General features: G+C 29.3%; 13 protein-coding genes. 12 read left to right on the forward strand and 1 reads right to left on the reverse strand.

Annotated elements, in window-relative coordinates; all coding sequences use genetic code 11:
- Positions 1-8: 8 nt before the first annotated feature.
- The 9 genes from HMPREF0391_RS07030 to HMPREF0391_RS07070 all read left to right on the forward strand — a co-directional run bounded on the left by HMPREF0391_RS07030 (position 9) and on the right by HMPREF0391_RS07070 (position 8,486).
- Complete coding sequence (locus tag HMPREF0391_RS07030; protein WP_002836288.1) at positions 9-692, forward strand: zinc metallopeptidase; 684 nt, start codon at positions 9-11, stop codon at positions 690-692.
- Between the two features lie 114 nt (positions 693-806).
- Positions 807-2,078 (forward strand): 16S rRNA (cytosine(967)-C(5))-methyltransferase RsmB, encoded by a 1,272-nt coding sequence (rsmB, locus tag HMPREF0391_RS07035; protein WP_002836289.1) that lies wholly within the window; start codon positions 807-809, stop codon positions 2,076-2,078.
- Positions 2,079-2,127: 49 nt separating this feature from the next.
- Positions 2,128-3,177, forward strand: coding sequence for a 23S rRNA (adenine(2503)-C(2))-methyltransferase RlmN (rlmN, locus tag HMPREF0391_RS07040; RefSeq protein WP_002836291.1), 1,050 nt, complete (start codon positions 2,128-2,130; stop codon positions 3,175-3,177).
- Entirely contained in the window at positions 3,174-3,911 is a 738-nt protein-coding gene (locus HMPREF0391_RS07045) for a Stp1/IreP family PP2C-type Ser/Thr phosphatase (protein ID WP_002836292.1), read from the forward strand. The genes rlmN and HMPREF0391_RS07045 overlap by 4 nt, the downstream gene beginning before the upstream one ends.
- Complete coding sequence (gene pknB / locus HMPREF0391_RS07050; protein ID WP_035109467.1) at positions 3,901-5,784, forward strand: Stk1 family PASTA domain-containing Ser/Thr kinase; 1,884 nt, start codon at positions 3,901-3,903, stop codon at positions 5,782-5,784. Before HMPREF0391_RS07045 ends, pknB begins: the two co-directional genes overlap by 11 nt.
- Positions 5,774-6,652, forward strand: coding sequence for a ribosome small subunit-dependent GTPase A (rsgA, locus tag HMPREF0391_RS07055; RefSeq protein ID WP_002836294.1), 879 nt, complete (start codon positions 5,774-5,776; stop codon positions 6,650-6,652). The genes pknB and rsgA overlap by 11 nt, the downstream gene beginning before the upstream one ends.
- Complete coding sequence (rpe, locus tag HMPREF0391_RS07060; RefSeq protein ID WP_002836295.1) at positions 6,652-7,302, forward strand: ribulose-phosphate 3-epimerase; 651 nt, start codon at positions 6,652-6,654, stop codon at positions 7,300-7,302. Before rsgA ends, rpe begins: the two co-directional genes overlap by 1 nt.
- A gap of 15 nt (positions 7,303-7,317) precedes the next feature.
- The gene (gene thiT / locus HMPREF0391_RS07065; RefSeq protein WP_002836296.1) at positions 7,318-7,857 is read left to right on the forward strand and encodes an energy-coupled thiamine transporter ThiT; all 540 of its coding nucleotides are present in this window, start codon (positions 7,318-7,320) and stop codon (positions 7,855-7,857) included.
- Complete coding sequence (locus HMPREF0391_RS07070; RefSeq protein ID WP_002836297.1) at positions 7,854-8,486, forward strand: thiamine diphosphokinase; 633 nt, start codon at positions 7,854-7,856, stop codon at positions 8,484-8,486. Before thiT ends, HMPREF0391_RS07070 begins: the two co-directional genes overlap by 4 nt.
- Before the next feature lie 28 nt (positions 8,487-8,514).
- Here the strand turns inward: HMPREF0391_RS07070 and rpmB are convergent, their stop codons facing one another.
- Positions 8,515-8,730 (reverse strand): 50S ribosomal protein L28, encoded by a 216-nt coding sequence (gene rpmB / locus HMPREF0391_RS07075; protein ID WP_002836298.1) that lies wholly within the window; start codon positions 8,728-8,730, stop codon positions 8,515-8,517.
- 179 nt (positions 8,731-8,909) lie between these two features.
- On the opposite strand from rpmB, the gene HMPREF0391_RS07080 reads away from it, so the two are divergent.
- From HMPREF0391_RS07080 to recG, 3 genes are all read left to right on the forward strand, one after another.
- Positions 8,910-9,272 (forward strand): Asp23/Gls24 family envelope stress response protein, encoded by a 363-nt coding sequence (locus HMPREF0391_RS07080; RefSeq protein WP_002836299.1) that lies wholly within the window; start codon positions 8,910-8,912, stop codon positions 9,270-9,272.
- Between the two features lie 8 nt (positions 9,273-9,280).
- Positions 9,281-10,906, forward strand: a complete 1,626-nt coding sequence (locus tag HMPREF0391_RS07085) for a DAK2 domain-containing protein (RefSeq protein WP_002836300.1) — start codon at positions 9,281-9,283, stop codon at positions 10,904-10,906.
- Between the two features lie 89 nt (positions 10,907-10,995).
- Entirely contained in the window at positions 10,996-13,032 is a 2,037-nt protein-coding gene (gene recG / locus HMPREF0391_RS07090) for an ATP-dependent DNA helicase RecG (RefSeq protein ID WP_002836301.1), read from the forward strand.
- Positions 13,033-13,038 lie beyond the last annotated feature (6 nt).

The following is a 13,038-nucleotide window of genomic DNA, read 5'->3' on the forward strand; positions in this document are numbered from 1 at the left end:
AGGAATCATTGTTTAATTTTTATTATGATAGGACTATGCTACTTTTAATTCCGGCTTTGATATTGGCGTTTTACTCACAAATCAAAGTCACTCATACTTTTGATAAGTATAAGAAAATTACTAATTCAAAAGGATTGACTGGAAAAGAAATGGCAAGAGTTTTACTTGATTACGAAGGTTTGTCTGATATAGAAATAGTAAATGTTCAAGGAAGCTTGACTGATTATTATGATTCATCAAAAAAAGTATTGGCTTTATCAGATGCAGTATATAATAGTCAGTCGATTTCGGCGGTTTCTGTAGCAAGTCACGAAGTAGGTCATGCGATTCAAGATAAGGAAGATTATGGCTTCTTGAGATTTAGAGAATCTTTATTTCCTGTTGTGAATTTCGCATCGAAATCAGTGTGGATTTTAATTTTACTTGGATTTATGTTTAGTATGAGACCATTAGTAGAATTTGGCATTATTTTGTTCTCAGCGACTGTTTTATTTCAACTAGTTACATTGCCAGTTGAGTTTGATGCTAGTAGCAGAGCGATAAGAGCTTTATCAAATGGACTATTAGCTGATGATGAAATAGAACCTGCAAAACAAGTTTTAAAAGCAGCTGCATTAACTTATATTGCAAGTGCTTTGGTTTCACTGTTACAATTGGTAAGATTAATACTGATATCAAGAGATAGAGATTAAAAATTAATGTAGATTGAACCTAAGGATAATCCTTTTAGGTTCAATTTTTTTATTTTTGCTGTTTTAGTGTAAAATATATTATGTAATTAAAATAATTAAAAGAAATGAGAGATTATGAATATTAGAAACGAAATAATTAATATTACCAATTCAATTAATAATAAATCGGGATACTCTTCTGAATTATTAAAGACTTATGATTATGGTGATTTGGACAAGAGAGATATCGCGTACATTAAAAGGTGTGTATTTACAGAAATTGAAAATAGATTTTTTATAGATTATGTAATATCTAAGTGTAGCGATTTGGAATTAAATAAGCTTGATAAAATTGTTCTGGAAATCTTACGAATGGCAACTACAGAAATACTATTTATGAAAACGGCTGATTATGCCGTAGTAGACGAAGCAGTAGAATTGGCTAACAACTTAACACATTATAAAGATTATGTTAATGCTGTTCTAAGGGAGGTTTGCAGGATTAATTTGGATGAGGAAGATTTAGGAGATGAAATTAAATTCTCCATAAACAAAGAATTACTTAAGATGTTGAACAAATCTTATTCTAAAAAAACTGTAAAAAAACTTCTCAAATCTTTCTTTTACAAATCTGATTTTGTAATTAAACAAAATAAATTGAAGGAAAATAATTTAAAAACAAATTTAGAAAATCAAGGATTCGTATTAGAAGAGCATCCTTTTTTAAAAGATAGTTTTATCGTAAGAAATCCTGAATCGATAATAGATACGAACGAATTTAAAGAAGGTAAATTTATTATCCAAGATGGTTCTTGTAGTTTGTGCGCAGAGGTTTTAGAGCCAATGGAGAACTCCGTAGTTCTTGATATTTGTGCAGCTCCTGGGTCAAAATCATGCAACATTCAAGAATTAACAAATAATCAATCGATTATTTACTGTAATGATATTAATAATAATAAAATAGATAGAATAAAAGAGAATGTGTATAAATGTGGAGTTGAAAATGTGCAATATTTGAACTTTGATGCAAATATTTTACAAGAAGGTTTGATAAATAAATTTGATAGAATTCTTGTGGATGCACCTTGTTCTGCAACTGGAGTTATCAATAAAAATCCAGAGATAAAGTTGTTCAGGACGAAAAAAGATGTAGAAAACTTGGTTGAAACTCAAAGAAGAATTCTTGAAAATTGTGAAAAATATCTTAAAAAAGGTGGTGTCTTAGTCTATTCTACATGCTCTCTTTTAAAAGAAGAGAACGAAGAAAATGTAGATTATATTGAAGACAAATTAAATTTAAAAAGAGAAGATATTGATTTTTATGGAGATAAAAATGAATTTATAAAACTTATGCCATTCCAAAAAGGAACTCAGGGATTTTTCATTTCAAAGTTTGTAAAAGACTAATAGATTACAAAACTTGAGATTTTTGATATAATTTAGATTGGTGAATAATATGCAAAATAAAATTGTCTTGGAAAATATGACTGTCGATGAGCTGAAAGAATTTTTTGTGAATAACGGAGAAAAATCTTTCAGAGCGTTACAATATTTTCAAGCTATTCATAAAAATAGAATATTCGATCCTGAAATGATGACTAATTTTTCTAATGATTTAAGAAAAAAATTAGACAACTACAATGACATAAAAAATTGTTCTATTATCAAAAGGATTGATTCAAAATTAGACAACACGAAAAAGTATTTGATAGAGTTAAGTGACGGTAATATCGTAGAGACGGTGTTTATGGAATATAAAACTCACACTTCAATATGCTTATCAACACAAATTGGTTGTAAAATGGGATGTAAATTTTGTGCATCGACAAAGAAAAGTTTCGTAAGGAATTTACAACCTTATGAAATGTGTGCTCAGATATATTTGGTAGAAAATGATTTGGGGATACGAATTAATAATATGGTATTAATGGGGATAGGTGAACCATTAGATAATTATGATAATGTTGTAAGATTTATTGATCTGATTTCGAATAAAGAAGGACAAGATATGTCTATTCGAAATATAACATTGTCTACATGTGGATTAGTCGATAAAATAATTAAACTTGCAGATGAAGATATAGGTATAAACATAACTATTTCACTCCATAATCCATTTGATAATGAGAGAAACCAACTAATGCCTATTGGAAACAAATACTCAATTGAAGAAATTCTAGATGCTTGTGACTATTATTTTGATAAAACAAAAAGGCGAATTGGATTTGAATATACTGTAATTGGAAATGTAAATGATTCAAAAAAATACATGGACAAGCTAGTCGGTTTATTAAAAAATAGAAACTGTCTTTTGAACTTGATAACATTAAATCCTATCGAAGAATTTAATCAAAAATCTCCGGATAGAAACAAGATGATGGAGTTTATGAATTACATGAATAAAAACAATGTTAATACAACAATAAGAAGAAAACAAGGCATTGATATTGATGGAGCCTGTGGACAATTAAGAATTAACAATATGACTAAAAGAGGTGTGAAATGAAATATGCTTCAAACACAGACATTGGATTGGTAAGAAAGCTTAATGAAGATTATCATATGAATTATATTACAGATGATTTTAGCTTGCTTGTTGTGTGCGATGGAATGGGTGGACATAAAGCTGGTGAAGTTGCAAGTAAAAAAGCTGTCGAAACAGTTATAAACTACGTAAAAGAAAAAGAAAATGAAAAAGATTACGAAAGCACATTGCGTAAAGCTATAATTTTAGCAAATGAGGAAGTTTACAAAGACAGTGAAAATAATACTGAACATCGAAATATGGGCACAACGATAGTTGCTTGTTTAGTTCATGATGATAATGCTATTGTTGCAAATGTTGGCGATAGCAGATTGTACTTATACAGGGATGAAGAATTAAAGCAAATAACTGTAGACCATTCTCTTGTGAATGATTTATTATCATCTGGAACTATTACTGAAGAAGAAGCTGTTGATTTTGCACAAAAAAATGTTATTACAAGATCTTTAGGAATTCAAGATACTGTAGATGTAGATATTTTTAACGTTGAGCTTGTTAAGGGTGATTTGATATTAATGTGTACAGATGGTTTGACTTCACAATTAGAAAATGAAGATATAGTTGATATTATTAAAGAAGAATCAGATTTGGATAAAATAGCTCAAAATTTGATTGATGAAGCAAATGATATCGAAGGTATTGATAATATAACTATTACGCTTTATTTATATGAAGGGGAAAATTATGATAGGTAAAGTTTTAGGCGATAGATACGAGATAATAGAAGAAGTCGGCGTTGGCGGGATGGCCAAAGTGTACAAAGCTTTGGACACTGTTTTAAACCGATATGTCGCTGTAAAAGTATTAAAAAATGAATACATGGAAGACCAAGATTTTCTGAGAAAATTCGCTATGGAAGCACAATCTGCTGCATCATTGACTCATGCAAATATAGTAAGTGTGTTTGATGTTGGAAGTTCTTATGTAGATGGTCGCAAATATAATTACATCGTAATGGAATATGTTGATGGTAAGACATTAAAAGATATAATCGATGAAAAACAAATTTTGCCGATTGAAGATATCGTAAATTATGGAGTTCAAATAGCAAGTGCATTAGAATGTGCTCATAAGAATGGAATAATTCACAGAGACATTAAGCCACATAATATGTTAATTGATAAATCTAACAATTTAAAAGCTACAGATTTTGGTATTGCAAGAATTTCTTCGTCTGCAACATTGACATATACTTCAACTGTTTTGGGAACTGTTCATTATATTTCACCAGAACAAGCAAAGGGTAAATTTATTGATGAGAAAAGTGATATATATTCATTAGGTGTTGTATTGTACCAAATGGCTACAGGTGAAGTACCATTTGACGCACCAAATGCAGTTGGAATTGCATTGAAACACATTCAAGATCCATTGGTACCACCTATTAATCTTAGACACGATTTGCCACAAGGACTTAATGACATAATAGTTAAAGCGATGGCAAAAGATCCTAATGATAGATTCAAATCAGCGACAGAATTAAAAGAAATGTTGAAGAATTATCAAAGCTATTCCTCTGATTTGTATCAAAAAACTACTAAGAATCCAATTATAAAAGAAAGTGATGAACAACCAGAAGTAAAAGAAGCTGTTTATAAAACTCCTAAACAATCTTCTACAAAAGATAACAAAAATAAATCTAAAAAGTTTATGTGGATTCTATTGCCTGTACTTTTAGCAGCATTGGTATTTGTTGCATTTATATTTGGCAAGAAATATATAAACAAGAATAAGCAAGACCTAGTTTTAGTTCCTGCATTGACTGGTTTAACCGAAAACGAAGCATTAAATAAAGCTAAAGCAAATAATTTAATTGCTGTTGTTTCAGAATACAAGACTGAAAGTAATGTTGAACCAGGAAAAGTATTAGAACAAGATCCAGAATCTAGTACAGAAGTAAAAAAAGGAACTATTATAAAATTAGTTGTAAGCAAAGGTGAGGAACAGGTATCAGTACCTAATTTGTCTAATATGACTCTAGAAAATGCTAAAATCCAACTCAATAAATTGGGCTTAGAAATTGGCGAAATAACTAAAGAAAACAGTGATAATTTTGAAGCTGGAAAAATTATGCAACAACATCCGGATGCAGGAACTAGCATAAATAAAGATTCTAAAGTTGATGTTGTAATTTCTTTAGGTAAAAAAGAAGAGCTAGTAGAAATGGTTGATTTAATAGGGACTGATATTAGTCAAGCTAGTAATAAATTAAAATCAATTGGACTGAATATAGGAAATATTGAAAAGAAATTTAGTAATTCATACGATACAAACCAAGTTATATGGCAACAATATGACGCGGGAAAGAAACTTAAAAAAGATAGTTCAATTGATGTAATAATCAGTAAAGGTAAAAAGGAACCTGAAATGATTGATAAAGTATTTAGAATAAGTAAACCTGTAGAAAAAGGGATTTACACAGTAACTGTTAAAGATGAAACTGAAAACAACATTATCTATGAAGAAAACCATGACGCTTCTGAAGGAGATATAAGAATTAAAGTAAAAGCAAAGCCTAATAATGATATTAAAGTCTATATTAATGGAGAATTAGTTAATGTCGGATAAAACAGGTGTAATTACTAAAATTCAAAGAGAATTATTCTACGTAAGCATTGGAAACGAAGTGTATCCTTCGAAGGCAAAGGGGAATTTTAGGAACAAGAAAATTACTCCAGTTGTAGGGGATAAAGTAGATATAAATGTAGAAAATGGTCTTGGATTTATTTTAAAAATACATCCAAGATCTGTACTTTTACACCGCCCTGAGGTTAGTAATATAGATAAATGTTTCGTTCTAAGTAGCATTAAGTCACCTAATATTAATCTAATGTTACTAGACAAATATCTATTAATGATTGAGAAGAACAACATTGATTGCGTCATTGTATTTAATAAATCTGATTTGGTATCTGAGGATGAGAAAAAATTTTATGCTGATATATACAGAAATATTGGGTATAAAGTAATATTCAATTCAAATGAATCTTCAATTACTAATGAAGAGTTATTAAATGAATTCAAAAATCATATTAGTTGTGTAATTGGTCCTAGTGGGGCAGGGAAATCCAGTACTTTAAAAAAATTATTTCCAAATGAGGATTTTGTTTCTGGAAAAATTAGTGATAAAACTCAGAGGGGAAAACAGACGACGAGACACATTGAAATTAAAATGGTAGATGATAATACTTACGTTTTGGACACACCAGGTTTTAGTTCTTTTGATTTGTCTTTTTTAGATGACAAATCTGAAATCAAAAATAACTTTGTGGAATTTAGAAAAAACAGTTCAAAATGTAAGTTCAATAATTGTGATCACATTAATGAACCAAAATGTGAAATAAAAAGGCTTGTTGAAACTGGAGAAATATCTCAAAGTAGATATGATAATTATTTGAATATAGTTGAAGAATACGAAAAAATTAGGAGGTATTAATGGCTAATTTAAGTCCATCTTTGTTGGCTTGTAACTTTTTTGAGTTAGAAAAGAACTTAGATATACTAAAAAACAATGGAATAAAATATTTACACTTAGATGTTATGGATGGTAATTTTGTGCCAAACATTTCTTTTGGGCCAGCCATTATAAAACAAATAAGAGAAAAATATCCGGAATTTATTCTTGATTGTCACTTGATGGTTAATAAACCAGAAAATATTATAGATGACATGTTGAATGCTGGGGCGGACATAATTACTTTTCATCCAGAATCAACTTTTCATCCTCATAGGATTATTCAAACTGTTCATAAAGCTGGGAAAAAATGTGGATTAGCACTTAATCCATCCACAGGATTAGAATGTTGTGAATATATTATTGATGATTTGGATATAATACTAGTAATGAGTGTCAATCCAGGATTTGGAGGACAATCCTTTATAGAAAGTCAACATTCAAAAATAAAAGATGCAAGAAAAATGATTGAGAAATCGCAAAAAGATATTATATTGGAAGTTGATGGAGGGGTAAAAACTTCTAATGTCGATAAAGTGTTAGAATCAGGGGCTAATCTAATTGTAAGTGGTTCAGATGTTTTTAATCAAAATATAGAATCGCAATTAGATATTTACAATGAAAAATTATAGTAACAGGAGGATATATTGAACAAAAATTTGAGATTTATGGTTGAAGGAGCTATTACTTTAGCTCTGACAGCTGTGCTAAACAGTATTGTTATTTTTAAAATGCCAAGAGGGGGATCTGTTTCTTTGGCTGGATATGTTCCAATTTTATTATTTGGACTAAGATGGGGACTTAAACCAGGGATTGTAATTGGTTTAATGTATGGAATTTTAGATAGTTTTGTTGATTCATATGTTATTCATCCAATACAATACTTACTAGATTATCCAATAGCATACATGGCTTTAGGTCTATCAGGATTAGGATGTAATAATGAAACTTTGAGCGGTAAAATTAATTTTAAAATGATTTTAGCATGTGTATTCGCTATTTTAATGAGAGGAGTAGCTGCTATTTTAAGTGGTTACGTATTCTTCAAAGATACATTACCAAAAGATATACCTGCTTTACTAGGATCTTTCTTATATAATATTACCTACATTGTTCCTAATGGAATTATAGCGATAGTTGTCATATTAATTTTGATTAAACCTGTATCAAAGGTAAGTAAAAAATGATTGGTTTGATTTGTTGCGCTGGTGAATTATCTGATAAGAATCTTTTTGAAGAATATTATGAAAAGTCAGATTTTAAAATAGCTGTAGATGGTGGAACAAAATATTTCACCGAATATCACAAAGATTTTGATTTCGCTATAGGAGATTTTGATTCTATAAATCCAGAAGATAAAACTTTTCTAGAAGAAAACAACAAGATTCTTGAAAAATATAATTGTAAAAAAGATTTTACTGATTTTGAAGCCGCAATAAATATATTAATCGAAAAAAACTGTAATACAATATATGCTTTTGGGGCAACAGGAACTAGATTAGATCACACAATGTCGAATTTAATTTATTCAAAAAGATGCTTTGAAAAAGGGATTGAACTTATTTTTATTGGCAACAATAATATAATTAAATTCTTAGGAAAAAGCACAGATTGTGTTATGAAATATGATTATATTTCTATTGTAGTATTATCGAATAATGGAATGAAAATTAGATTAAAAGGTTTTGAATACGACAGTGAATTTTTAGATGTTGATTTTTGTTCAACTTTGACGATTAGCAATAAAATAAAAGATAAAAAAGCATATATAGAATTAATAGAAGGATATGGTCTTTTGATTGATTCTAGAGATTAAAAAAGAGTCGAATTTTCGACTCTTTGTTTTATTCTTCTTCTGTTGTTTTGATAAATTGAGGTCTTTCAACTAAACCTGATCTTAAGCATCTAGTGCATACATTGATTCTTTTTGGTTTGCCATCAACTAAAGCTCTAACTTTTCTGATGTTAGGTGCCCAGCTTCTATTTGAAGATCTTAAAGAAAATGATCTATTATTTCCGAAAGTTCTTGATTTACCACAAATTTCACATTTTTTGGACATAATTACACCTCCTGGTTCTTTTTCAAATGTCTCTTGATATTATAGCATATTTTAAAACTGAATTTCAAGCTTTTAGAGCTAAAATATGTTATAATAATATAGTATTAATATGTAAATTAGAATCTTAAACATTAAAAGAGTATAATATAATTAATTAGGTATCACAAATAGGAGGTAATATGACTACTAAAATTGATAACGAATATGGTTCAATATTAATATCAGATAATATCGTTAGAACTATTGCTAGTGAAACAGCTATGACTTGTTACGGAATTGTTGGACTAGCTTACAAAAATTTATCAGATGGATTTTTAATGTTACTCAATAAAGATAATATGAGTAAGGGAGTAAAAGTTTATACAAAAAATAATAAAATTGTAATAGATTTGACTGTAGTTTTGGAATATGGTACTAAAATTGCTGTGGTTTGCCAAAATATTATTGATACAGTTAAATATAGTGTAGAGAACAAAACTGGTCTTGAAGTAGAATGTGTAAATGTTCTTGTTCAAGATATGAGAATAAACGAAGAAAAATAGGGGGCACAATGAAGAATGACGCAACACTGTTCAAGAATTGCCTTCTAGCGGGATTTAAGAACTTAGAAAATAAAAGAGAAATAGTAAATAGCTTAAATGTTTTTCCAGTTCCAGATGGAGATACTGGTACTAATATGACATTGACAATTAAATCAGCTATTTCTAAAGTGAATGGCGTAGCTGATGTGAGCATTGCAAATTTAGCTAAAGCTATGAGTGATGGTTCTCTTATGGGAGCTAGAGGGAATTCTGGTGTAATTACTTCTCAAATCATGAGAGGTTTTTATAATGGATTTAAAGATTATACTGAATTTAATATATTTGCATTGAGAGATGGATTTGTAGAAAGTTATAAAACTGCCTACAAAGCTGTTATGAAACCAACAGAAGGAACTATTCTTACAGTTTCTAGATGTATGGGTGAATTTGCTGATCAAAATTATCAAAATTACGAAGATATCAAAGAATTTTTGACAGATATTATATCTGAAGGTAACAAAGCACTTCTTAAAACTAAAGAAATGTTACCTGTTTTGAAAGAAGCCGACGTAGTTGACGCGGGTGGACAAGGATTAATGTTATTCTTAGAAGGTGTGTTAAATTACGATAATGAAAAATTGATTTCAGAAACAATAATTGACGAATCTTCTAGAACTATTAATGAAAATACAAATGTTGTATCAGATGAAGAAATAGAATTCGGATATTGTACTGAATTTTTTATAATTACTGATGCAGATGAAAATTCATATAGATCAAAATTAGAAAACTTTGGTGATTGTTTACTAGTTGTAAAAGGTGATGGAGTAATCAAAACTCATATTCACACTAATAATCCAGGTAAAGTTTTAGAAATTGCCATGGAATTAGGTGCTCTAAGAGATATCAAAATAGATAATATGAGACTACAACATCAAAACTTGCATTCTACTGAAGAAGAAATAAGCCAAGCTTCTACTAAACATTCAGAACCAGAAAAAGATTTTGGATTTGTAGTGGTTAGCAACGGTAAAGGATTCAGTAAAGTTTTCGATATGTTAAATGTGGATGAAGTGATTACTGGTGGTCAAACAATGAATCCATCAACTGAAGATATAGTCAATTCCATAGAAAAAGTTAATGCAAAGACAGTTTTTGTATTCCCTAACAATAAGAACATCATATTATCAGCTAATCAAGCAAAACAAATAGTTGATAAAAAAGTTTTCGTTGTAGAAACAAAAGCCGTACCACAATCTATTTCGGCACTTTTAGCTTTCAACGAAGAAGTAAGTGCAGAAGAAAATTTTGATAACTTTAACGATGTAATATCAACAGTAAAGACTGGTGAAGTTACTTTTGCTGTAAAAGATTTAAATATGTCAGATATAAAAGTAAAGAAAGATGACATTATAGGTCTTGACCAAAAGAATATCAGAGCGGTAGGGAATGATATCAATAAAGTTTCAATGGATTTATTAAGACAACTAATTCAAAAAGACGATTCATTGGTTACAATTTATTACGGTGAAGGCTGTGATGAAATGGTTGCTAATAAGTTGAAGGATAGTTTGGAAGAAGAATATAAAAACATTGATATTGAGGTTGTTGAAGGATCTCAACCTTTATATTACTATGTATTTTCAATAGAATAACTCCTTACAAATAATTACAGATAATAGATCGATTTTCATCGGTCTATTATTTGTATGTTTAATGTAGGGATTTTTTTGTGTGGTGAGTTATGCAATTATCAGAAATAAAAGGAATAGGAAAGAAAAAATTAGAAGTTTTAAACTCCATGGGTATTTTTGATGTTAATGATTTATTAAATTATTTTCCATATAGATACGAAAATAGATCGATCATTAAAAACATTATAGATACAAGAGATGAAGAAAGCTGCGTTATAAAAGTCAAATTTATTTCAAAACCTGTAACTAAATATCTTAGAAGAAATTTGAATTTAACATCTGCTATTGCTTTTGACGATACTTCTAAAATCAGTGTGTCGTGGTTTAATCAGCCTTTTATCAGAAATCAAATTTTACCAAACACTACCTACTACTTGTATGGGAAAATAAATAGAGTTCAAAATCAATTTAAGATATCCTCTCCAATTTTAAGTAAATCTTTTGGTGGTAAATTGGGTATTATTTATCCAATTTACAAAGTAAAAAAAGGCGTTACAAATAATGATATGATTAAATTCATTGATTTTGCTATTAAACATTGTATTGATGAAATTAAAAATGTTATTCCTTATAGTATGATTAAAAACTACGATATTGAGAACAAAAGAAATGCAATAAAAAACATACACAAACCTGTAGATTATGCACAATTTAAACGAGCTAGGACAGCACTTGTTCTTGAAGAAGTTATTATAATGCAATTGGCAATGAAATCAATGAAGACAACACTCAACGAACAAAATTATATAAAATTTAAAACAGACGAAAGCATAGATATTTTCATAAAATCTCTGAAATTTGAACTTACAAAAGGACAGTTAGAAGCAATTAAAGATATTGAAAGTGATATGACATCTGAAAAGAGAATGAATAGATTGGTTCAAGGAGATGTAGGAAGTGGAAAGACAATAGTAGCTGAAGCAGCAATATTCAAATCATATTCAAGTGGTTATCAATCAGCTTTTATGGCTCCTACGGATATTTTAGCGACACAACATTATGAAAGCCTATCTGATGATTTTTCAAAATTTGGGCTAAAAGTTTGTTTATTAAAATCTGATTTAACAAAATCGGAAAAAGATTCTGTTTTAGAAGGAATAAAGTCGGGGTATTTTGATGTCATAGTTGGTACGCATGCAATAATTCAAGATTTTGTAGAATTCAAAAAGCTTGGACTTGTAATTACCGATGAGCAACATAGATTTGGTGTAGGTCAAAGAAAGAAAATTTCAGACAAGGGACAAAATCCAGACGTTCTTGTAATGACAGCTACTCCGATTCCAAGAACTTTAGCACTTTCTTACTACGGGGATTTGGATATATCAACAATAAATGAAATGCCTAAGGGTAGAAAAATAATAGAAACATATTCTGTTGGATTTAGTTATGAAAAAAGAATAGCAGCTTTTATCAGAAAACAAGTTGAAAATGGGTTTCAAGCTTATGTTGTGTGTCCATTGATAGAAGAATCTGAAGCATTGGATTTAGAGAACGTAACAGAACTTTACAATAGGTTATCTAGTGAATATTTTTCTGATATAAATGTTGGAATGTTACATGGTAAAATGAAATCTTCGGAAAAAGAAGAAGTAATGAAAGAATTTGTAGACGGGAAAACAAAAATATTGGTATCTACAACAGTTATTGAAGTTGGCGTTAATGTAAAAAAAGCAAATGTAATTGTTATATATAATGCAGAAAGATTTGGACTTTCACAACTTCATCAACTAAGAGGTAGAGTGGGAAGATCTTCAGATCAATCTTATTGTATTCTTATAAACAATGCACATTCTGATGAACAAATGGAAAGAATGAATATTATGGTTAAGACAAACAGCGGATTTGAACTATCACAAAAGGATTTGATGATGAGAGGTAGTGGTGATTTGTTAGGAACTAGACAATCAGGGATACCACTTTTAAACATAGCAGACCTAGAAAAAGACTATGAATTGATAGAAAAGGCTGCTGTTATAACCGATTATATATATACGAATGATTTATGCAAAACTAAAGAATATATGTATTTGGATGAAGAAATTAATAAGTTTAAAGATAAATTACTAGAAAATGTTATATTTAATTGAGGTGAG

The organism is Finegoldia magna ATCC 53516, from assembly GCF_000159695.1.
GTDB classification, from domain to species: domain Bacteria; phylum Bacillota; class Clostridia; order Tissierellales; family Peptoniphilaceae; genus Finegoldia; species Finegoldia magna_F.

Bases quoted from the DNA above. Each gene is read 5' to 3' on its own strand.
- rsmB (WP_002836289.1), top strand. From the start codon at position 807: ATGAATATTAGAAACGAAATAATTAATATTACCAATTCAATTAATAAT.
- rlmN (WP_002836291.1), top strand. From the start codon at position 2,128: ATGCAAAATAAAATTGTCTTGGAAAATATGACTGTCGATGAGCTGAAA.
- HMPREF0391_RS07045 (WP_002836292.1), top strand. From the start codon at position 3,174: ATGAAATATGCTTCAAACACAGACATTGGATTGGTAAGAAAGCTTAAT.
- pknB (WP_035109467.1), top strand. From the start codon at position 3,901: ATGATAGGTAAAGTTTTAGGCGATAGATACGAGATAATAGAAGAAGTC.
- rsgA (WP_002836294.1), top strand. From the start codon at position 5,774: ATGTCGGATAAAACAGGTGTAATTACTAAAATTCAAAGAGAATTATTC.
- rpe (WP_002836295.1), top strand. From the start codon at position 6,652: ATGGCTAATTTAAGTCCATCTTTGTTGGCTTGTAACTTTTTTGAGTTA.
- HMPREF0391_RS07070 (WP_002836297.1), top strand. From the start codon at position 7,854: ATGATTGGTTTGATTTGTTGCGCTGGTGAATTATCTGATAAGAATCTT.
- rpmB (WP_002836298.1), bottom strand. From the start codon at position 8,730: ATGTCCAAAAAATGTGAAATTTGTGGTAAATCAAGAACTTTCGGAAAT.
- HMPREF0391_RS07080 (WP_002836299.1), top strand. From the start codon at position 8,910: ATGACTACTAAAATTGATAACGAATATGGTTCAATATTAATATCAGAT.
- HMPREF0391_RS07085 (WP_002836300.1), top strand. From the start codon at position 9,281: ATGAAGAATGACGCAACACTGTTCAAGAATTGCCTTCTAGCGGGATTT.
- recG (WP_002836301.1), top strand. From the start codon at position 10,996: ATGCAATTATCAGAAATAAAAGGAATAGGAAAGAAAAAATTAGAAGTT.